This window comes from Delftia sp. Cs1-4, from assembly GCF_000214395.1.
Lineage (GTDB): Bacteria > Pseudomonadota > Gammaproteobacteria > Burkholderiales > Burkholderiaceae_C > Comamonas > Comamonas acidovorans.
Map to the genome: position 1 here is coordinate 4,629,350 of NC_015563.1, position 21,247 is coordinate 4,650,596.

A 21,247-nucleotide genomic window follows, 5' to 3' on the forward strand; every position below is an offset into this window, starting at 1 on the left:
GAGGGGTGGTGCCAGCGTACTTCAGGACCGTTGTCCCAAGCCGCTGCGCAATCAATGAAAAATGGTCTGTCTGTCTGCCTGGCCGGTCAGAGCGCGCAATCGGCAGCCCACTGCTCAAGAACATTCCTGTACGGCTTGATGAAATGCTCCTGCGCAAACCTGCCCTGCTTGACGGCCAGCTGGCTGCGCTCTTCACGGTCATAGACAATCTGCGTCAACGAGTAATCATGGTTCTTCAGGCTCGGCTGATAGATTTTTCCTGCCGCGCAATTGGCGTTGTAGATCTCGGGGCGGTAAATCTTCTGGAAGGTTTCCATGGTGCTGATGGTGCCGATCAATTCGAGATTCGTGTAGTCGGCCAGCAGGTCGCCCTGAAAATAGAAGGCCAGGGGTGCCACGCTATTGGGCGGCATGAAGAATCGAACCTGCATCCCCATCTTCCCGAAATACCGGTCCGTCGATGACAGCTCATTTTGCTGATACTCAGCACCCAGTACGGGATGCTGGTTCCCGGTGCGCTGATAGGTCTTGCTGGTAGAGGCGCTGATGCAGATGACCGGGGGCTTGTTGAAGTGCTCCCTGTACGTGCTCGAACGGGCGAATTGCTTGAACAGCTTGCCATGCAGGTCGCCAAAATCGTCGGGCGTGCCGAACTCCTGGCGGTTGATGTTGTATTCCGGCAGCAAAACACTGAAGTCATAGTCACGCACATAGGATGAGAAATTATTCCCTGCAATGCCGGCTATGCGCTTGTTCGATCTTCTGTCGAGAATGCTGGTTTTCAATATCTCGATCAACGGAAATACGCCACTTCCCATCTCCGCACCCATGCCCATCTCCACGGAGATGATGTCCAGCTCGACTGAATAGCGGTCTCCCGTCGGATTGTCCCAATGCGCCAGGTCATTGAATCGGTTGTCAATCATCCTCAGCGTATGGCGCAGGTTCTGCTGCCGGCTCGTTCCCCGGGCCAGATTGGCAAAGTTGGTGGTAATGCGCGTGCTGTCCGATGGGTGATAGTTCTCATCGAAACGGATGCTCTTGAGGCTGAAGTGCAGTTCTGCGTTCATGGTGATCCAATGACCTGATTTAGAAATAAAAAAACGTGGGTTGATTCAGGCCGCAGCCATTTCCTCGGCCAGGCAGGGCCTGGCGCGATGCATCAGCTCGACCAGCGGCAATGCCCGTTGCACCGCCAGTGCGGCCCGCTGTATCAGGGCCTCGTCGTGCAGGCGGTAGTCCACGAAATCCTTGTCGGTCGCGTAGACGCCCAGCGGCAGCGTGCGCGCCTGGAAGAAGCTGAACAGCGGCCGCAGCTGGTGGTCGATCACCAGGGCATGGCGCTCGCTGCCACCGGTGGCCGCCAGCAGCACGGGCTTGTCGATCAAGGCGTCCTGGTGAACGAAGTCGAAGAAGTGCTTGAACAACCCGGTGTAGGCGCCACGAAAGACTGGTGTGGCCACCACCAGCACATCCGCCTGCTCCACCGCCGCAAGCTCACGCTCCACCCTCTCGGGCAACTGCGAGCGCCACACCGCGCCGGCAAGCTGCGGCGCAAGCTGGCCCAGCTCCACCAGGCGTTGTTCGCACGGAACTTCGTCGGCGATCAGATCAGACAGATGCTCTGCCAGGGCGGCAGATTTGGAGGGGCGTTGCAGTCCACCGGAAACGGCGACCAGACGAAGCGGACGTGACATGGCTGCTTTCACGCGAGACGGCCAAGTTCAACGCGGGAGCCGGCTCCGGCATCCATGCGATCCGAGGGTGTGGTGATGTCCATGACTGCCTCCCAAAATGCAAACGAACAATGGGAGCGAATGGTATGGATGCGAATCGATGACGTAAAATGGTTTTATTTCACAGATGCATGAACTGCATTCATGTGAAAGTGTGATCCCATCCTTCTGCGCACTGCGCTATGCGGCAGCCATGCCAGGGCCTGCGCGCAACGGGGTTGCTGCGCAGTGAATACAAGGCCAGTTCAGCCGCCCGCCCCATGCACCTGCACCAGGCACTCCCGCAACGCCTGCGCCACAGGTCCCAGCACGCGATCACGCCTTTGCAGCAGGCCCAGGGTGCGCCACACATCGGGCGCGGTCAGGGGCACCCCGCAGACCTGGGCGTGGTCCTGGCGCAGGGCGAGCTGGGGCACGGCGGCCAGGCCCAGGCCCGCTTCCACCAGGGCCAGGGCGCCTGTGACGTGGTTGCACTCGTGCCAGGCCACGGGCTGCTCAGGCAGGCCGGCCATCACCTGGTCCAGCAGCAGGCGATTGCCGCTCTTGTGGGAGACGGAGACCAGGCGCTTGCCCGCCAGCTCGGCCCATTCCACCTGGCTGCGCCCGGCCCAGGCGTGGCTGCGCGGCATGGCCAGCACATAGCGCTCGCGCGTGAGCGCCTCAAAGCGCAGCGACGGCTCCTGGCTGCCCGTGAAGCTCAGGCCAAAGTCAGCATCCCCGCGCAGCACGGCCTCCACCACCTGCTGCGCGCTCTCGTCGATGACATGCACCTGCACATCGGGCTGCTCCACGGCAAAGGTCTTCAGCACGGGCGGCAGCAGATTGGTGGCCACCGAAGGCACGCAGGCGACCGTCACCCTGCCACGGCGCAGCTTCAGCTGGTCATCCACGCGCTGCACGGCCTCGTCCAGGCCGGCCAGGGCCCTGCGCGCCTCCTGCAGGAACTCATGGCCCACCTCGGTCAGTTCCACACGCCGCGTGGTGCGCTCCAGCAGCCGCGCGCCCAGCACGGACTCCAGCCGCTCCACCCGCCGGCTCAAGGCAGGCGGCGACAGGAAAAGCGCTTCTGCGGCCAGGCGAAAGCTGGCTTTCTCGGCCGTGGTCACGAAGGCGATCAGTTCCCCCATGTCGAATTTGATGCGCTGCACGCAACAGTCCTTCCAAAAGTTGCAATTCACAGAATAACACCCGCTGCATAGGATGGCGCCCTTGATAACGCTGCCCCCTGAGGGCAGGCAAGACCAACAAACGGAGACGACATGCACCAACGCAGACTGATCGCAGGCGGCGCCCTGGCCGCCCTTCTTTCCCTGGCCGTGGGCACCGCCCAGGCCCAGGACTTCCCCCCAAAGAAACCCGTGGTCATGGTGGTCGGCTTCGCCGCAGGCGGCTCGGCCGACATTGCCGCGCGCATCATCGCCAAGAAGCTGGGCGAGAACATCGGCCAGAGCGTGGTCGTGGAAAACAAGCCCGGCGCAGGCGGCAACCTGGCCCACACGCAGGTGGCCAATGGCCCGTCCGACGGCTCGGTGCTGCTCTTCGGCTCCATCGGCCCGCTGGCCATCGCGCCGCACTTCATGAAGATCGGCTACGACCCGCTCAAGGACCTGGCCCCCATCACCATGGGCGTGAACTTTCCCAACGTGCTCGTCGTGCCTGCCGCCACCGGCATCAAGACCCTGGGCGAATACGTGGCCAAGGCCAGGCGCGAACCCGGCAAGCTGGACTTCGCCTCCACCGGCCCCGGCTCCGCATCGCACCTGGCCGGTGAACTGCTCAACGATGTCGCCAAGATCGACACCCTGCACGTGCCCTACAAGGGCGGTGCGCCCGCGCTGCAGGATGTGCTGGGCAACCGCGTGACCTCCTTCTACGCAGCCCCGCCCACAGCCCTGCCCCACATCGAATCGGGCAAGCTGATCCCGCTGGCCACCACGGGCCTCACGCGCCCGGCATACCTGCCCAACGTACCCACCGTGGCCGAAAGCTTCCCCGGCTTCAATGCCACCAACTGGTACGCCTTCGTGGCATCCGCCAAGACACCCAAGCCCTTGCTGGACCGCTGGAACACCGAGCTGGTCAAGGTGCTGAACACCCCCGAAGTGCGCGACAACCTGCTCAAGCACGGCCAGACCGCCGCCCCGGGCACCCGCGAGGAACTGGGCCAGTTCATCGCCGCCGAGCACGCCAAGTGGGGCCGCATCATCCGCGAGCGAAAAATCACCGCCGATTGATTCCCTCGGCAGCCGTTAGCCGTTCCCCAACCATAAAAAACCAGGAGACAAACCATGACCGCCATCCGTTCCACCCCCCTGCAGTCCTCCGTGCCATCCACCCTGCGCCGCCGCACCCTGGGCGCGCTGCTGGGCGGCGCACTCAGCCTGGGCCTGGCCCTGGGCGCTGCCACGCCTTCCACCGCCGCCGCAGATGAAATCCGCGTGGTCACCTCGGGCGGCTTCTCTGCCGCCTATGACCAGCTGATACCCCTGTACGAGCAGGCCACGGGCCACAAGGTCGTCACCTCGCGCGGTGCCTCCATGGGCAATGCGCAGGACTCCATTCCCAGCCGCCTGGCGCGGGGCGAGCAGTTCGATATCGTCATCCTTGCGGATGGAGCCTTGGACAATCTGGCCGCCCAAGGCAAGGTGGAGGCGGGCAGCCGCGTGGACCTGGCGCGCTCCATGATCGGCATGAGCGTGCGCAAGGGCACGCCCAAGCCCGACATCAGCACCGTGGACGCGCTCAAGCAGACACTGCTGGATGCCAAGACCATTGCCTACTCGGCCAGCGCCAGCGGCACCTATCTGGCCAACGAGCTGTTCCCGCGCCTGGGCGTGGCCGAGCAGATGAAGGGCAAGGCCACCCGCATCCTCAGCGAGCGCGTGGGCGCCGTGGTGCTGCGTGGCGATGCGGACATCGGCTTCCAGCAGGTCAGCGAACTGCTGCCGTTCAAGGAGCTGGAATTCGTCGGCCCCCTGCCCGATGAAGTGCAGCAGCGCGTCTTCTTCTCCGCAGGCGTGGCCACCGGCGCCAAGAGCCCTGAGACGGCACGCCACCTGATCCGCTTCCTGGCAGCCCCCGCCGCCGCACCCATCGTGCGCAGCACGGGCATGGAGCCGGCGGCCAAGCCCTGACGGCAGGCCCACGAGCCCTCAAGGCCCTCGACACACAGGGGCCTTCACCCCTCCCCGGTTCGACCTCCATTCAGCGGCGCTGCAACGGCACTGCTGCGGCATGCCGCTGCCCAGCCCTATCACCCTCGCCACACCCATGAACACCAAAACCCTGGTGCTGATCACCCTCGCCGCCGCACCGCTGTCGGCCCTTGCGCAATCCAGCATCACGCTCTACGGCATTGCCGATACCGGCGTGCGCTACACCAGCGGCCTCACCGCCGCCAACGCGGCCAGCAACACCTCGGGCGCCGCGCTGTCCAGCGGCGTCAACACCACCAGCCGCTTCGGGTTTCGCGGCCGCGAAGACCTGGGCGGCGGCATGTACGCCCTGTTCAACCTGGAAACCGGCCTGAACCTGGACACCGGCACCACCGCCAACTCCAGCAAATTCTTCGACCGCGCGGCCATCGTGGGCCTGGGCGGCAACTGGGGCCAGGTCACGGCCGGCCGCCAGACCAACCTGCTGGCAGATGCCATCAGCCCCGTGGACCCCGTGGGCATGCGCTTCGCCGCCTTCAACCCCAACATCGCCACAGCGGCCCTGAGCAGCCACGGCCTGGGCGTGGAATACGGCAGCGCGGGCGCCACCACGGGCTCGTACCGGCTGGACAACTCGGTCAAGTACACCGGCCGCTTCGGTGACCTCACCGCCCGCGCCATGTACAGCTTTGGCGAGACGGCGCAAGGCGGCTCCGCCCGCTCATCGGCCGGCGCAGGCCTGGCCTATGGCACGCAGACATGGACGGTCTCCGGCGCCTACCAGCGCTTCAAGACCGCAGACCAATGGGAGCTGAAAGCCGCCACCCTGGGCGCCAGCTACAAATGGGACAACCTGCGCCTTGCGCTGAACACCGCGCGCAGCGACGGCCAGACCAACGCCACCACCGCCCGCACCGTGCAGCGCGTGCACTCGCTGGGCGCCACCTGGTCCGCACGCAGCACGCTGGACCTGACCGCCGCCCTGTACCGCGTGGAACGCGAACGCAGCGGCCGCGCCGCAGACGGCTACACCCGCGCCCTGCTGTTTGCGGAATACAAGCTGTCACGCCGCAGCAAGCTGTATGCGGAGCTGGACCGCACGCATTGGAGTGGAGGGTTTCAGGGCGGGCAGAACAAGGATGTGGCTACGGGGGTGACTGCGGGGTTGATGCATAGCTTCTGAGGGGCGCTGCAGCGACCCGCAGCGCCCACTTTTGAGGTGCTTGTGGAGGGTTGCTGCAGGCCGACCCAATCCCCTCAGACGCAGGCACCAAGTAGTGCCTGCCTCTTGTCCACCGGCATTGATTACAAGCTACTCTGGCCTAGCCAAGCGCGGGACGGACAGCGAATGGGCTGGCCGCTCAGCCCTCGGCGATCTCCAGGCAGACTTCTACGGTAAAGACTTCGAGCGTGAAGGATTTGAGGTTCGCGTGCTCGCTGGCCAAAAGACCAAAGGCAGTGGACAGGCGCGCCGGCGCGCCCACGTGCTTGATGGCTTCCGCCTTGACGGTGACTTCTACAGAGCCGCGCTTCAAACTGCTTCATTGACCGGTTGACTACACCGCCAAAAGAGATAGGTTGGCGCTGAGGCAGAATTAGCCTATTTCCTGGCTGAGTGCGCAATGGATCAAGACATCTGCTTTTTCTATTCTCAAGACCGCCAACGTCGCATCGCGCTTTTTCGTCGAGAGGTGGGAAGTTTTGGATTTGTCGAACAGTATTACTTCGACAACGAAGCCGCCGGCATCGAGGGGTGGGCCTCCTGCCCGTCAGAGTCATCCTTCTACGCTGACTTGGAGACTGCCAAGAAGGAAGCGGTACAAGGAATCCGATGGGCTGCGAGCGAAGATGGATTTGTCGCTGCCGGAAATTAGGTGTAGCACTGCTTACGGCTAGAAGTGGTGCGCCACGGCGGACTTTGGAACAAATGGCTGATGCACAAAAAGCCATGGTGTCCAAAGTTCTCTGACCGCCGCGCACTGCGAGTGCGCAGCAACAGTTCACCCGTAGGGTGCATTGTCAGTTACCTCTGAACCTCGCATACGGGAAATACCTTTGACGTGACGGGCAATGTCTAGAACAGCGTAATCCACCACTACCTCGGCCACCTCCTTGACTGGGTACCCGCGGGGCGAGGCAGGGTAGTCATGAATTCGCTTGAAGATCTCGTAGTCGCGTGGATGTGCCCAAGGCGTTGTGTTGCCCGAGTTCATATGGCAAAGCCAGATGCGGTCCTCATGGGCTTGCACAAGTGAGGCGGTGTCCACTGTCAGTACGTCGTGCTCTCGGTCATCATAGGCTCCGAGCAATGTGTGGAGTCGTGCCTGCGTTGCCCAAAAAAAAGTCTTCCGATTGATGAACTCGTACCACTGAGTTGGTGTTATGCCGCCCAACAGACACTTTTTTAAACGTGCGTCGCTCATAGGTTTCTGATCCCGCAGCACCAGGGCTACTCCGTCAGTCATAGAGATGCTGACACTTGCCGGACGGCGGTGGCTTTCGAGTTGCCTCCGCTCATCCGCAGTGACCTTAGCGCGATCGAGGCTAGCGGTAGTCGACAGGAGACCTTGTTCACGAATGTTGGGCCAACTGCCTAGCTCTGCCATGTGATAGAGCACGGGGTAACGTGCGACCAAATCTTGTTTCTGCATACTGGGGTCAGGATGAACGCGCGGTCCAATTTCTTCTGTCAATGATGGTACGTATGTCGCCGTCGGCATCGCTCCCACGTGGAAAGCGCGTGTTGATCAATGAAACTGGCGCCTGGGCCACTCTTTCGAGTTCCTCGACAAATTTGATAGTCTCAGCCCCCAGTTGTTCGAATCTGCGCGCGTCACGGTTCTTCGAATTCAAGTAATCAGCGAATGATAAGACAATGTCAGTCGGCGCATTCAGCGCGCAGGCTTGGCGGAATTGCTCCCACTCGAACCAGCCGACCCTCCGGTTACGCCGGGTTGTTGAGGTCCTCTCGTTCCTCTCTAACTCTTCTGGATCAAGCCCTACTTCGTCTGCGATCTCGCGGAAGCTTGTCGGATGCTTTAAGTGCCCTGATGTCGCGCCTTGATCTCCATCGGGATCACCAACCCGGATGGGTGTAGGCCGTACCACCATCAGAATCCTGCGGACTCGGCTAGGCGAGATGCCCGCTTCCGCAAGGCAGCCCGCGACGTTCGTGTCGCGCGACGTCACATGGGGATAGCGGCCGTGGAAGATACTGAGTCCGCTTCCCTGAGTGCCTTCCAAGAAGATTGACTGCCGCTTGCGATAGGCAATCTCCAACTGGCGCATCGTAGAGCCACGGTAGGGTTCTTGCTCACCAACGTAGGGGGCAAGCTCCGGCACGTCCTTGGCCAGCCGAACCGTGGACAAGCCCCGATCATTTATCCGGCGCGCAGATGCGGCACCGCTGCCACTGGCAGTCGACGCGATTGCGCTTTTGACACGGGCCTCGGCATCCTTGTCGGCCTGCTCAATGACCATCACATTCGGATCGATGAACAGTCGCTCGGGCGTCACTCCACAGTCCGCGATCTCCTTCAACAGGCCAGAAACAAACACAGTCATTCCCGGCCCAAGCAAAAGCTTGGCATTCACATCCATCGAGCCAGACGGCAGGTGGTGATAGGTGTACTGCCCTTTTAGCCCCAGCACCGTGTGACCAGCATTGGGCCCTCCCACGCGCAACAGCACGTCATACTCTTTCGCCAAGTACGCCACCACGTGCCCTTTCCCTTCGCTGCCGTACTGACCGCCGACCAACACGTCCACACATCGCACATCCGGCGCTGAGACCAGCCCCAAACTGGCGGCCACCCGCGCCATCGTGTCGCGACTGTCGTTTCTCGTTGTGTTGACGCGCAGGTCTGCATCGTTCTTGAAGCCCTCGATATCCTTCTCGCTCTTGATCAGATCAGCATGCACATACTCAGGCGCCGCTTCCCGGCCAGAGCGTTCGTCAAAGCGCTTGCGCAATGCCACTGTCTGGCCGAAGAGATGCACGTGCACACAGGGCAAGGCATGATCGTTCCGAAAGTGCTCCAGTTGCTTACGCGTGCGTACACTGTCGACTACGATCCGAGATGAGTGACCGAGGGATTGGGCCATCGCACAAACGGCTTGATGCAGCCAACCGTCGAGCGTCTCGCGGTCCAGGGTATCACCCAGTTCCTGAAGTGACTTGCGGTCCGATGCTAGGCCTCGCCGTGCCGCCTCCTGCGTCAGGTAGGCGCTACTGCTGAAGCGGTGATAGTCAAATTCGGACTCTAGCATTTGCGCAAGCCCGCTTTTTCCTGCACCGAGATGTCCACTAATCAACACCACTTGGTCCATGTTGCAATCCCTGGGTTGTTTGAACAATATCATTGGCAATGCTGTATGCAGACCGATCACCCGAGTTGTAGACCACATCTGCGATGGAGCCGAGAGCACGCGATGCGACTTCATTGGGATGGCATACAAGCGCCTCATAACTGACGGCTGCCTCGCGTTTGTCACCCGCAGACTGGCGCTGTAGGTAGCGCGCGCGGAGGACCTCCTCCGACGCGGTTAGGTGGACATGCAGCACGTGTGCGAAAGCTTCGCGGAAATGAGCGACTTGTCGCGGCTTTCTTACCGCATCCAGAAGCCATACCAGCGCCTCGCCCCCCGCGGCCTTTTGCATCTGCTCGACGGCCACGTTCACCGGCCAAGCGTAGTCGGTCTGCACATCCAGCGTGTCGCCCAATTGCTGTAGAACAGCTCGCTCAGGGCTTAAACCTTGCGCGGTGGCAAGTCCAGTTAAATGGCGACCTGTGCTTACTTTGCGGAATCTATACGTATCCAGCAAAGCGGTTGTCACAGAGGTTTTGCCAGACCCGACTGCACCGCTAAGCAACAGCAATCGAGTATTGAAAGTAAGGGCTGATGACACAGTGCGAAATGTAATAGAAAAGTTACATTCCAGAAGCTAGGAGTTTCCCTTGAAGTCCTAGCTCTGATGGCTGATTTCCCGCAGCCAGCGCGCAATTGCCTCTTCTGGCCTCTCCCAACCAGGCGGCTTCAACATCTTGCCCTCCCGATTGAGCCGTACCTGCCCGTCAGGCCACCGGTTGGCTATGTTGCTTTCGTAGACCCACGTCATCGGCATGCCTGGAGCCCCCCCCCTCTCTACCAGCGTTCCCATCAAAGGGCTGAGAAGATCCATTAGCGCATCTATCTACCCGACTATCTCCGTGGCTTCGATCAGTTCGTCGATTTCTGTACGCATCCAGGTGGCGCGCGCCTGTGCCCGAGCCGAGCGGAGAAACCGAAGTAAATCCTGTTCGGAAGCTCTAGTTCTAGATGCATACGCAGGAATCGGGCATGCGCTTCGTCCAGTCCGACGAAAGCATTGCCAGAGTATTGCAAATCCATCGAACTTCCTTATGCAACGCATAGCTCAACTAATGGACTGGGAGATCAGCATGTGCCGTCGTCGCCGCCAAAGTCTCAGCCATGGGTGCAGCGAGCGAAATAGGGGCTATGCGGAACGGAGGCTATGCACCTCTGTGCGGTGGCGGCAATTTTGGCTGTTACACGTCGGAGGCCGACTGAGAGTTAGCCAACGTGAAGCGATGCTTGATAGGTGGATGTTGCCCCGAATTCCCGAAGCCGCCCTATTCGCAATAAAGCGCTTGGTCAGCCCCTGCAGCCTGTTGCCGTCTGAACTCCCGAGGCGAACGCCTTTTCAGCGAAGAATGCGGATGTACCTCGTTGAAGTGCTCGAAAGCCGCTGGCAGTTGCGCCAGTACCGTCTGCGCGTCACGCAGGTCCATGCGCGCCACATAGTCGCGCTTGAAGGTGTTGACGAAGCTCTCGGCCATGCCGTTGCTCTGCGGGCTGCAGACGGGAGTGTTAATGGGCTTCAGGCCCAGCGCGCGTGCCAGTGCCCTCGTTTCGGCGGCGATGTAGGCACCGCCGTTGTCACTGAGGAACTCCAACTCCTGGCCCTGCGGGACCGCTTCGACCGAGCCGAAGCGGCGCTCCACGGCCTCGATGAGCATCTCGCGTACCGGCTCACCTGGCAGCCCTTTGCCCTCCCATGCACGCCAAACCATCCCCTCACGGTCGCAGCAGTCCTTGGCGAACGTGGCCGTCACGGTCTGGCCCGAATCGCACTTGATTTCCAGACCATCGGAGCACCATCGAAGGTCGCTGCGCGAGACCGCAACACGGCCTTCATGCGTGCGTGCGGACTGGCGCCGGCGAGGCGCCTTGGGCAGCAGCAGAGCGGCTTGTGCCATGACGCGATAGACGCGTTTGGCGTTGACCCGCGGGGCGCCCCGTGCCGCACGCTGGCGGTTCACCAAGGCGCAGGTACGTCGGTAGCCATAGCTGGGCAAGTCGGAAATTTCCTGGCGCAGTTCGGCGAGCAGCTCGGCATCGTCGCTGGGGGTGCGATGGCTGCGGCCATCGGCCCAGCCTTCACCGCGCCCAAGCAGGTCGCGCACATGCGAGCGCACCAGCCCCATCGTCCGGCAGACCGTTTTCACTGCTCGTCCCCGGGCAACAAGGGCGAGCGCGCAATCCACTTTTTTCTGCGGCGTACTCCACGGCTTCCTTGAGGATTTCGTTCTCCAAGATTTTCTTGCCGAGCACGCGCTGCAGCTTGGAGATTTCCGCGCGGGCAGCCGCCAGCTCGGATGCGGGAACGACTGCCTCGCCAGCGGAGACGGCGGTCAAAGCACCCTGGCGTTCGAGCTTGCGCCATTGGAACAGCAGTCCAGCCGAAACGCCTTCCTGCCGAGCGACCAATGACACGCTCATGCTTGGTTCGTAGGTTCGGCGCACCAGCGCTGCCTTCTCTGCGAGGGACCAGTGCCTGCGGCGCTGGTCCTTCACGACTACCTCGATTGACTCCGTATGCCTAGTCATAGGCACAGTCCTGTTCCTATCTTCAAAGATAAGCGATAGGACGGGGTCGGGAATCAGGGGGCTATCTCACCTGGCTGGCTCGCTGCCGCAGTCAGCAGACAACCGTTTCTACGACGCCAGCATAGGTAAGCAGTTGGTAAAGGTCAGCGACCTTTTGCCGGTTGCCTCGCTCGTTGCAGAACATAAACACCGCCCGTTGCTTGGCGCGCGATAGCGCGACGAAAAACGTTGCCAGCCCTTCGGGGTTGCCAGGCGTGTGGCTCCACCACGACTTGTCGTCAAGGCCGATGAAGGCAATCGTGTCGTACTCGAGGCCCTTGCTCTTGTGCACGGTCAGAAGCGGAATTTGGTCTGCGCCCTCATACAGGTCCAGGCAGGCAGGCCAGGTACCGGTGGCGCCGGCGCACTCGGCAACATGGATGGTCAACCCCTCCCGAATGAGCTGAGCCATATCGTTGCGCTGATAGCGGACATGGGAGCGAACGATGCGCTCCATGCCTAGGAACGTGTACACCTTGTCGACCGCAGCGGTAGCGGAGGCCTGCGTCGGAGGATTTGCGCTCAGGAATGTCCGAAGCTCGGCCAGGAACTTCTCTAGCGCGGCCTCCGCACTGCGAGTACCCAAAGCGTCCGCCGAGTCCACGCCCGATAGGAACTCCACTGCGGACGAAGCCGTCTGCCACGCTGTCGGCGCCTTCACCCGCGTCCCAAGGCGCAGCATGGCCAGCACGACCAGGGCTATGTCATCGACCAGCAAGTCCTGGATGGATACCTTGCCAACGAACTTGCTCTCATTGCGAATGACCAGACCGGCTGCAGCAAATAGAGGGAGCAGCTCCCGCTCGAATACCTCTGCCTTCTGGCGAACCAGCAGCGCGTAGTCGCGCGGTTGCTTCTTTCGCGCCGCCATATCCATGGCAATCCATGTCGCCAGATACTCGGCCTCGCCCTGGCGGTTAGAACTCGACCAGACCTGCACCACGTCCTTGTCCAGCTCAGCTACGGCTTGAGACTGTGTCGGTATGGCGCCGGCATCCATCGCCGTGGCAACAACATGCTGCACCCTCACCAGCTCCGGCGAGGAGCGGAAGTTGAACAGCAAGGGCACCCGCTGCGCGCCGAAGTCCGCCTCGAGTTGCTCGAAGGCATCAGAACGAGCGCCGGCCCACAGCATGATGCGCTGCTTGTGGTCACCCACCACCGTCACGCTCGCAGAGCTGCCCATGAAGGCCGACTTCAGGAAGTCGTACTGGGCGAATGTCGTGTCTTGGAACTCGTCCACGAATACAAACGAGTACGTCGACCGCAGCGCCGCCAGGATGTTGGGCGAACATCTCAGCAGCAGCTCAGCCAGGCGGTTCAAGCAGGAGAAGGTGAGTTTGGAAGGCTGCGCGTGCTTAAGCGACATTGCCCACCAATAGTTCAGCAGCAGCTCTCGGGCGCTCGCTGGCTTCGCTGCAACCAGTGGCAGCTTGCTGTTCCCCAATACGTCTGCTTCAAATCTGAACAGGTCCAGCCGTCCAATCTCGTGGCGCCACTCCTCGCGCGCTACTGCAATCGCCCCACGTTGGAACTCCCTCAAGTAATCTTTGTCTGGGAACAGAACGTCGTAGGGTCTGGTCGGTCGCCACACCGAAGGAAGGGCGTTGGCGAAGCGATCGACCAAGCTCTTCGTGAGCGCGTCGAAAGTGAACGAAGAGAACCGTTTCGCCAGCTCTGGCGGACATCGTTCCTGCACGCGTTTAGCGAGATTGGCGGCCGCGTCGGTCTTGAACGAAATGGCCAGGATGCGATGCGGCGGCCGGCAAATGCCTGTCTCAAGCAGATAGACCGCGCGTTGAGCCAGGAACTCGGTCTTCCCTGCGCCCGGGCCTGCCACGACCGACGTGTTCCCTGTACTACGTAGGGCCGTCCATGCTGCGGGCTCTAGACCGGGAATTCCACGCGGCGTCCAGTCGTCCGCTGTAACCCTTCGAGCGAAGTCCATCGGGGCCACCTCAGAGGTTCTTTCGCATCACGTCGATGAGTGTAATTAGGAAATGCGGCGCAGTGGCTTTCAGCTGTTCGTCTGAAAGCTTGCTGAGCGCGCGCACATGCGTGCTTGGCTTTCCTCGACCCAGGAACAGATACCTGTACCAGCGAAGCGCGTCGTCCTGGTCGGCAGCGTATGCGGTGTGATTGCCGCCTTCCCCAAGAACTGCATCCCGCGCGTCAACGCCGTCGCGCGGGCCGCGCATTCCGTCTTCCAGTGCGGTATACGCGCCGTAATATGCTTGGAGCATCGTGTAGTCCAAGTCCAGCATCACGGAGAAGAACACGCCGTACCCTTGTAGAAACGATAGCCATGCAGCCAAGTTGCCCGTGTCGAACATCGTGTCGAAGCTGGCAAGGTTTCGCTCGGCTTGGGGGTCGTCAACTGCGATGTCATTGAATAGCGCGGATGGAGGGGTGCCGTTAGCTATTAGCTGCGTCAAGACCGTCTTGACTCGCCCCCATCCACCACCCTGACGGCCCCAATCCAGGTCCAGCAGTGTCGCGTGCGGGATGTCTAGCGTGTTGAGCAGCTTCCACATGTGGTTCACGTGGCGACCACCCAGAGGAACTACGACCACGAACGAGCGGTCGATTTCGACACCCATGGCTTTCGACAGCCGCGGGATGACCACTTCCTCAGTGGCGCCCTCGCCCAACACTACGAACTTCGCAAAGTAGAGCTCCGGATAGCTGCGCACGGCCTCGCGGAGGTACTTCGACGCATCCTCCAGCTCTGTGGGCATCTCCACGGCACGGATGCGGGCTGTCCTGTTTTCGGTCAAGCGAAAGTGGCGGACCGCCTCGGGCTTCACGCGGGACAGGATGCTGGCAGAGTGGCTCGAGATGATCGCCTGAGCCTGGGCCGTGCCGACCAGCTCTTCTACCTGGGCGAGGATGCGCGACAGGTAGAACGGCGCCAGCGTGTTCTCGGGCTCCTCTAGCGCGATGAGCGTTAGCGCCGGGATAGCGATGCTTCCTGGAACAAAGCCGTGCGTCGCGTCGCCCTTTGCAGCCTCTGCTTCAGCGTCCAGGGTGGCAGCCGTCAGCGCTAGATGGAACAGCGACTTTTGCCCATCGCTGAGTTCGTTGATGTCACGGTCGCGTCCGTCATCTCCAGGCTGAAAGGTGACATCCACTTGGCCAATGAACTTATGCCAGCGCGTGTCCACCGGACGGAACATCGGAAACGCATCAGTGCCAGCATCGTGAAGGTCCTGCCAACGGCGCTTCACCTTCTCCTCGATTCGCAGGACCGCAGGTTCTTCCCTGAAGACGGTGTTCAACGTCGCGCCGGCGCCTTCCAGCGCGGTCTTGACTTTCCCTGACCACTGGATGGCCTTCCACAGTCGACCCTTCAGCAGCGCCGACACCTGCGAGGCACCATCGCGCGTGGCCGGGATGTAGAGCAACTGGATTCGCGAACGGTCCGCGCCTTTCAAGTTCACACAATCTTCAGTCTTGTAGTCGGCCAAGGACCGAACCGCTACGTAGGTCTCCTCGATCGCTCCTTCGGCCGTGCCGTCGTCAACCCATGTAGCCTCCAAGCGCAACCTGACTTTCAGATTGCCTTTGTCGTCAGCGGCCATCTGCTGAAAGAACTCTGGAACCGCCGTTGTGTCCATGCCGTGGTCCAGTTCGGGGAACACCAAAATGGCCTCGAGGCTCAGCTCGCGCTGCAGCGGGGCCGCTTTCTCGTGCGCTGGCACGTGAAAATCGCGGCGCCGCAGCCTGCGCTGATCAGCGGTGATGCCGAACAGCCTCTGCAGGCACTGCATCACAGCGGTCTTGCCGCTTCCGTTGGCTCCCACCAGAGCCGTCAACGAAGCATCAAGCGAAAGCTTGGTCCCTTCGGGACCGAAGCACCGGAAGTTGGTCAGCGTGACCTGTTCGATGTACATGGTCTCTCCCTGCCAGCATGAACACGCAAAGCTACGCCACCGGCGATTTTCCGGAATGTAACATATTGTGATCTTCGACCTATGATTGTGCTGACCTTCCTCCAAGATCAGCGCGCAAGCCTCCAGCTGTCTCAGCAGCACGGAGCTAAGCCATTCAAGAACAGCCTCTGCGGAGGTTTCTCACCATCCTCCCGGTTGCATATGTCTCGGACGTGCTTCCACTCCACCATCTGGGCCTCACGAAAAGATGATGCGGTCCGGCAGCTTCAGGCCGTCGAGTCAGTCAAGTAAAAGACGGCAATCGCTGCAAGGCCGAAACCCACAACCCACAGATCAGCATCACAAAATGGGTCGATATCAGACAAGAAGTTGGACGACCGGCCAAGCCGGTTGATCAGTTCCGAGGGAGAGCCCAATTGCTTGGCTCTGCGACTGCCCCATCCCAAACGCATGCACAAGGCATTCAAGTTCCCGCGACGGATGAAAGAGTCAGCCATCAAGACAGGACAGACTCAGAGCTTGGCCCCGACCCATATGCCTCGCCCTTGCACCAGACTCTCTGCCTTCCCGGCAATGACGATATCCGGGTGCTCGCCCTTATCAGCGTTGTCGGCCACGGCATGCCAAACATCGCCCACCCGCTGAAAGCGCCGCACAAGCATCTGCCCTTCCCACGCGAATGCATAGACGCTGCCACGGCGCGGCGTTCGATCCGCACGATTGAGCAAGAGCACGGCACCGTCCCGGATCGTGGGCTCCATGCTGGTTCCAGTGACATGGACGATGCCCGCGTTCACTGGGCTGACGCCGATAGCGCGCAGGAAATCGCGTCGAAACTGGAGAGCTCCGAGTTCCTCGACAAGATTGGTTTTTCGAGAGCGTTCGGGCACGGCTTCAACATCCAGGCGGACGATTTGGATGAAGTCTTCACCTTCCGCGACACGGCCTCGCAACAAGGTATCTACGTCCACGCTGAAGTAATCAGCAAACTTCTGCAGTGACTCCATTCGCACACCGGTTTCCCCGGCAACGATGCGCTGCAAAGTGCCCTGCCCGATGTCGAATCCAGCATTCTTCATGTCACTACGCAGGCGCCCGATCGCCTTGCCCTTGATCATCAGGGCAACGTTTTCGGCCAATGTTGCGTTCAAGAAGCTGCGCATGGGCAGCATTCTTTGGTCTTGCTATACCGATTTCGGTACGGTAGAGTTAGTGCAAATTCACTTGATTTCGCCAGTTTTGAAGAGCCAGCCTATGGCTCAACTTGAAACTCCTCATACCGCTTTCGGTGCAGCTGTCCAAGCTCCGGATCAACTTGACAGCACAAGCTTCAACTAGACGTCGACGCCTACATCCATGCACATCACCCACCACTTCACCCCCGGCCTGCACTTCGCCGCACGCTGGAAGTACGCCGCCCGCGCGCCATCGGGCAGGGCCTGTTGGTCGCGGCTGCCGCTGGGGCAGCCGGATGCGGGCAGGGCCGATCCGCATGGCGCCTGGTGGTGCGTGAGGCGCTGCGCTGCCGTGCTGCGGCGGGAGATGTGGCAGTCTGTGGATCTGCCACCAGGCATGCCCTTGCGGCCGGGGCCGGAAGATGTGGCGCTGGCTCTGCACGCGCTGATGCCGCGTTGGCAGGTGCAGCTCAGCGCAGGAGCCGGGCACAGCCCGCTGCAGTCCTGCACCCGGGCGCTGCTGGCGGGCGGCGGGGCCGTGCTGCAACTGCAGTCAGAGGCGCTGCACCGGTGCCCACAGAGCACGTTCTGGGCCTGGGTGATTGGTGTGGAGATGCATCAGAGAATGCTGCCCGCGCCGGTGAAGCCATGGCCGTCATGCCGTGCGCCCCGCCCCGTCGCGCTACTCGCCATTCCCTTTGGCTGGAGCATGCCCTGGGCCTGCGGCTATGCGGCGCGGGTGCAGGTGAACCGCGACGGGCATTGCGATGTGGATGGCATTGACGGGCAGTGGCGCGAGTGCCGCTGTCTGGCTGCAATCACGTTGTCGCCCGCGCAACGCGGCAATGCAGGGCCATTGGCGGGGCACGCACCGTGTTGAAGTCCACCAAGACAAGGTCCCACATGGATGAGACCACGCACCTCACCCACCGCTTCACCCGAGGGCTTCGCTTTGACGGACTGTGGACCTACTCGGCGCTCACGCCTTCAGGCCGAGCCTATTGGGCACGACTGCCGGCAACCCGGGCAGGCGGCGTGGCTGCAGCAGACCCACAGCGGGCCTGGTGGTGCGTGCGCCAGTGCGTTGCGGTGCTCAATCGCAAGCCCTGGCATTCCGCGCATCTGCCCTCTGGCCTGCCTGCGCAGCCGGATTGTGGTGATGTGGTACTGGCCCTGGGCGCAATGCTTGCGGACTGGAACGTGAAGGTGCTGGATGAGCCCTCGACACAGGCGCCGCTGCTGCGCAGCACCGATGCGCTGCTTGCCGGTGGCTGCTCTTTGCTGCAGCTGCAGGCCGAGGATTCGAGCGATGCCGCGCAAGGCGTTTTCTGGGCCTGGGTGATCGGCGTGGAAATGCACGAGAGATTTCAGCGTGCCAAGCGCATTTCAGCCTTTGAAATGCCCGGGCGCCCTAGCGCGCTGCTGATCTGGCCCTTCGGCTCGGCCCTGGCATGGAACCACGCCTTGAGGGTGACGGTGGATGACGAAGGGCTGTGTGATGTGGATGGCATGGATGCGCGCGCAAGCCGGTACCGCTGCACGGCGGCCATCACGCTGGAGCCACTGAGCAACGACATTGCCATCAACGGCAGCTTCTCCTGACCGGCTTTTCCTGACCCGAAGAAATGCAGAACTCCAATCTCACGCCAGAGCAGTACGAGCGGGAAATTCCGCTGGAGCCAAGCAGTCCCGGTCAACGCCTCATCAGCGGCCTGCGCTTTGATGGCCACTGGCAGTACAGCAGGCGCACGCAAGTTGGCCAGACCCGTTGGACACAACTGCCGATGGCCTCCGACCCTGTTGGCTCGGCCGACCCATATGGCGCCTGGTGGTGCGTTCGCCGGTGCACCTTGGTTCTGGAGCAGAGGCACTGGTTGTTCCTGCGACTGCCCGTTCAGCTGCCCCCGCTTCCCGGCGTGGAGGAGCTGGCACAAATCCTTGATGTGCTGCTGCCCGATTGGGACGTGCAGGCACCTGCTGAATGCGCCCGGACGCCCTTGCTGTGCGCCCAGGCGGTCGAGCAGGGAGGCAGTGCCTTGCTGATGCTGGAGTCACCGCAATGCGATGGTCCCAAGCCGGGCATTTTCTGGGCCTGGGTGGTGGGGTACGAGCCTGAGCTGCCGTTGTCGTGCACCGACGATTGCATTACGTCCGACACGTTGCCGTCAGCGGGTGCGCAGGCCATGGCGCCTCCCAAGGCTTTGCTTGCCCTGCCCTTTGGCTCGACCCTGCCCTGGTCCAGCGGGTACGCCACCCGGATCCAGGTGCAAGCCGACGGGACCTGCCTCCTGCATGATGCGGGCGGCCCGTGGCACCCATGCCAGTGGCTTGGCACGGTCACGCTTGCAGCCAGGCCCGCACCGGTCTGACGCTGGTGACTCTGCAGCCGCAATGCACATGCCCAGGTCTCCCATTCGTACCTTCATGCCCGGCCTGCGCTTCGATACGCAATGGCGCTACGAAGTGGGTACACAGGCGCGCAAGACGCGCTGGGCCACACTGCCCACGGTTCCCGATGCCCAGTGCCTGCCCGATCCGCTGGGCGCCTGGTGGTGTGCGCGGCGATGCGCTGCCGTGCTGCGGCAACGGGCATGGCTGCAGGTGCAATTGCCGCTGCAGTTGACGCCACAGCCAGGCCCGCAAGAGCTGGCACAGGTTCTGGCTTTGCTGCTGCCCGGCTGGAAAGCGCAGCTTGAGAATTTCCCCGCCCTCGCTCCGCTGCGTTGTGCCCAAGCCATGCAGCGGGGCGGCAGCGCCATGCTGCTGCTGGAAATGCCAGGCCACAGATTTCGCCACCCGGCGCTCTTCTGGACCTGGGTGATCGGCATGGAGCGATCACCGCTGCGCCTGCGCTCTGCAAAAAATCTCACGCGCCTCGAACCCCATCCACCAGCGCAGCCGCTGCCCGAAACCTTGCTGGCCATGCCCGCCCGCCGGTCAAGGCCCGGGGCCAACCGCCACGTCACCCGCATCCAGATGGATGCCACCGGGCGCTGCATATCGGATGACGCCGCCTGGCCATCGGATGGATGCAGGTGGCTGGCGTGCATCACGCTGGAACAGTTGGGCGTGGGTTGAGCTGTGGCCGCGGCCAGGTGCCCTGCGCAGCACGCCTCAGGTCGGCGTATCCACGTCATCCCAGTCATTGCCCTCGAAGCGCACGAGCCAGTTCAGCGCATGGTGGCGTTCCATGAGCACGTCGGCGCTCAGCCCGGCTGGCGCGGGCTGCTGTTGCACCTGGGCCTGGCGCACGATCCAGTGCAGGCGGTAGTGCTGGTCCAGTGCGTCGAGGATTTCGCTGTCGGGCCGCATGCGTGCGGCATGCAGGGCGCCCTTTAGGTCGCCCGCCTGCAGCAGGGTGCGCGAGGTGAGCGGCACGTCGCAGATGGCATCGGGGAACGGCAGCGTATCGACCAGGCCCAGCGCCCATTCCAGCAAGTACGCGGCTTCGTAGCGCCAGCCGAACTTGGCGATGGCCTCTTCGGAGGGCTGGGCAGTGGCCATGAATTCGCGCTCGTTGGGGGTGAGCGCAGCCTGGGCGGCCGGCAGGCGCTGGAACAGTTGCTCGGGCGTGAGCGGTTCGCCACTGTTCAGTGCTTCGTTCAGTGCGTCGTTCAGTGATTCGGCGCGCACGGCCACGGCCAGCAGGGCGAAGGCGCGTGCGGCGATCTCGTCGGGTGCGCGCATGCGCAGTTCGGGCTCGGAGATCAGCAGCGGCAGGCTGGCCGCTGGCGTGAAGCCGCGCTGCGCCAGCACCTGCTCGCTGCGCTGCTTGCGCTGCCAGGCCTGCTGCGGATAGGGCAGCGCAGCCTGGTCATCAGGCTCGGCGCCGTTGGCATCCAGCAGGATGCGGCCTTGCGGATCGCGGATGCTGCCGTCCGTCAGAAAGGCGATGGCGTTGGCGCGCTGCGCCCAGCCGGCAAAGGCGTCGAGCTGGGCCGGCGCAATGCCCAGGCTCAGGTGCTGCTGCACGCGCTGGATGTGGCGCATGGCGTGGTAGCGATTGCGCGTCATCTGCCCATCGCCGCGCCCCAGCACATAGCCGACAAAGCCGGAAAGATGGGGCGCCAGCTCAGGGTCCGAAAGATCGCGGCGCCCGGCCAGCGTGTGCGGAAAGTCAAGCGCGGGAAGGTCCCAGACGGTGCAGTAGGCGTTGATGAGTACTTCGTCTTCTGCGGCATCCGACTGGGGTTCGTGCGGCTGGTGCTGGGTTTGCTGGTGTTCCTCTTGGCGAGCGGTCTCGGGGGCGGGCTTGCTGAATGCGGTCTTGAGGCGGGTGAGGAGATTTTTCATGTTCACGGGCTTGGTTCCGGGCTTGGTTCCGGGCTTGGTTCCGGGCTTGGTTCCGGGGTTGGTTC

At 62.3% G+C, this 21,247-nt stretch carries 20 protein-coding genes; 8 read left to right on the forward strand and 12 right to left on the reverse strand.

Annotated elements, in window-relative coordinates; all coding sequences use genetic code 11:
* Positions 1-86: 86 nt before the first annotated feature.
* From DELCS14_RS20305 to DELCS14_RS20315, 3 genes are all read right to left on the reverse strand, one after another.
* Positions 87-1,070 (reverse strand): DUF1852 domain-containing protein, encoded by a 984-nt coding sequence (locus tag DELCS14_RS20305; protein ID WP_013803332.1) that lies wholly within the window; start codon positions 1,068-1,070, stop codon positions 87-89.
* Positions 1,071-1,115: 45 nt separating this feature from the next.
* On the reverse strand, positions 1,116-1,697 hold the full coding sequence (msuE, locus tag DELCS14_RS20310; protein WP_013803333.1) for an FMN reductase: 582 nt from the start codon (positions 1,695-1,697) through the stop codon (positions 1,116-1,118).
* Between the two features lie 284 nt (positions 1,698-1,981).
* Complete coding sequence (locus DELCS14_RS20315; RefSeq protein ID WP_013803334.1) at positions 1,982-2,884, reverse strand: LysR family transcriptional regulator; 903 nt, start codon at positions 2,882-2,884, stop codon at positions 1,982-1,984.
* A 111-nt stretch (positions 2,885-2,995) separates the two neighbouring features.
* On the opposite strand from DELCS14_RS20315, the gene DELCS14_RS20320 reads away from it, so the two are divergent.
* The 3 genes from DELCS14_RS20320 to DELCS14_RS20330 all read left to right on the forward strand — a co-directional run bounded on the left by DELCS14_RS20320 (position 2,996) and on the right by DELCS14_RS20330 (position 6,074).
* Positions 2,996-3,970, forward strand: coding sequence for a tripartite tricarboxylate transporter substrate binding protein (locus tag DELCS14_RS20320; protein WP_013803335.1), 975 nt, complete (start codon positions 2,996-2,998; stop codon positions 3,968-3,970).
* 54 nt (positions 3,971-4,024) lie between these two features.
* On the forward strand, positions 4,025-4,870 hold the full coding sequence (locus tag DELCS14_RS20325; RefSeq protein ID WP_013803336.1) for a substrate-binding domain-containing protein: 846 nt from the start codon (positions 4,025-4,027) through the stop codon (positions 4,868-4,870).
* 100 nt (positions 4,871-4,970) lie between these two features.
* Positions 4,971-6,074 carry a porin gene (locus DELCS14_RS20330; protein ID WP_013803337.1) on the forward strand — a complete coding sequence of 368 codons (1,104 nt, stop codon included), beginning with the start codon at positions 4,971-4,973 and terminating at the stop codon, positions 6,072-6,074.
* 178 nt (positions 6,075-6,252) lie between these two features.
* On the opposite strand, the gene DELCS14_RS30800 is transcribed toward DELCS14_RS20330, so the two are convergent.
* Positions 6,253-6,426, reverse strand: coding sequence for a hypothetical protein (locus DELCS14_RS30800; RefSeq protein WP_157158304.1), 174 nt, complete (start codon positions 6,424-6,426; stop codon positions 6,253-6,255).
* 87 nt (positions 6,427-6,513) lie between these two features.
* Between DELCS14_RS30800 and DELCS14_RS30805 the strand changes: the two genes are divergently transcribed.
* A complete protein-coding gene (locus DELCS14_RS30805) occupies positions 6,514-6,765 on the forward strand; it encodes a hypothetical protein (protein WP_157158305.1) in 252 nt (83 codons plus the stop codon).
* A gap of 126 nt (positions 6,766-6,891) precedes the next feature.
* Here the strand turns inward: DELCS14_RS30805 and DELCS14_RS30165 are convergent, their stop codons facing one another.
* The 7 genes from DELCS14_RS30165 to DELCS14_RS20365 all read right to left on the reverse strand — a co-directional run bounded on the left by DELCS14_RS30165 (position 6,892) and on the right by DELCS14_RS20365 (position 16,877).
* Positions 6,892-7,314, reverse strand: a complete 423-nt coding sequence (locus DELCS14_RS30165) for a hypothetical protein (RefSeq protein ID WP_228676799.1) — start codon at positions 7,312-7,314, stop codon at positions 6,892-6,894.
* Between the two features lie 235 nt (positions 7,315-7,549).
* Positions 7,550-9,220 (reverse strand): adenylosuccinate synthetase, encoded by a 1,671-nt coding sequence (locus DELCS14_RS20335; RefSeq protein WP_013803339.1) that lies wholly within the window; start codon positions 9,218-9,220, stop codon positions 7,550-7,552.
* Positions 9,198-9,800 carry an AAA family ATPase gene (locus tag DELCS14_RS30170; RefSeq protein ID WP_013803340.1) on the reverse strand — a complete coding sequence of 201 codons (603 nt, stop codon included), beginning with the start codon at positions 9,798-9,800 and terminating at the stop codon, positions 9,198-9,200. Before DELCS14_RS30170 ends, DELCS14_RS20335 begins: the two co-directional genes overlap by 23 nt.
* Positions 9,801-10,524: 724 nt before the next feature.
* A protein-coding gene (locus DELCS14_RS20340; protein WP_228676800.1) for an IS3 family transposase occupies positions 10,525-11,782 on the reverse strand; the annotation gives its coding sequence in 2 pieces (ribosomal slippage) (positions 10,525-11,449 and positions 11,448-11,782; 1,260 coding nt in all).
* A gap of 91 nt (positions 11,783-11,873) precedes the next feature.
* Positions 11,874-13,769 carry an ATP-dependent helicase gene (locus tag DELCS14_RS20350; RefSeq protein ID WP_013803342.1) on the reverse strand — a complete coding sequence of 632 codons (1,896 nt, stop codon included), beginning with the start codon at positions 13,767-13,769 and terminating at the stop codon, positions 11,874-11,876.
* A gap of 10 nt (positions 13,770-13,779) precedes the next feature.
* Positions 13,780-15,714, reverse strand: coding sequence for an AAA family ATPase (locus tag DELCS14_RS20355; RefSeq protein ID WP_013803343.1), 1,935 nt, complete (start codon positions 15,712-15,714; stop codon positions 13,780-13,782).
* 512 nt (positions 15,715-16,226) lie between these two features.
* Entirely contained in the window at positions 16,227-16,877 is a 651-nt protein-coding gene (locus tag DELCS14_RS20365) for a S24 family peptidase (RefSeq protein WP_228676801.1), read from the reverse strand.
* Positions 16,878-17,070: 193 nt separating this feature from the next.
* Between DELCS14_RS20365 and DELCS14_RS20370 the strand changes: the two genes are divergently transcribed.
* From DELCS14_RS20370 to DELCS14_RS20385, 4 genes are read left to right on the forward strand one after another with little or no spacing between them, the layout of a single operon-like run.
* Positions 17,071-17,769 carry a hypothetical protein gene (locus tag DELCS14_RS20370; RefSeq protein WP_013803345.1) on the forward strand — a complete coding sequence of 233 codons (699 nt, stop codon included), beginning with the start codon at positions 17,071-17,073 and terminating at the stop codon, positions 17,767-17,769.
* 23 nt (positions 17,770-17,792) lie between these two features.
* A complete protein-coding gene (locus DELCS14_RS20375; protein ID WP_013803346.1) occupies positions 17,793-18,491 on the forward strand; it encodes a hypothetical protein in 699 nt (232 codons plus the stop codon).
* 23 nt (positions 18,492-18,514) lie between these two features.
* A complete protein-coding gene (locus tag DELCS14_RS20380; RefSeq protein WP_013803347.1) occupies positions 18,515-19,258 on the forward strand; it encodes a hypothetical protein in 744 nt (247 codons plus the stop codon).
* 28 nt (positions 19,259-19,286) lie between these two features.
* Positions 19,287-19,967: a hypothetical protein gene (locus tag DELCS14_RS20385; RefSeq protein WP_228676802.1), complete on the forward strand. Its 681-nt coding sequence runs from the start codon at positions 19,287-19,289 to the stop codon at positions 19,965-19,967.
* Between the two features lie 36 nt (positions 19,968-20,003).
* Here the strand turns inward: DELCS14_RS20385 and DELCS14_RS20390 are convergent, their stop codons facing one another.
* The gene (locus DELCS14_RS20390; RefSeq protein ID WP_013803349.1) at positions 20,004-21,182 is read right to left on the reverse strand and encodes a DUF4272 domain-containing protein; all 1,179 of its coding nucleotides are present in this window, start codon (positions 21,180-21,182) and stop codon (positions 20,004-20,006) included.
* Positions 21,183-21,247: the final 65 nt, after the last annotated feature.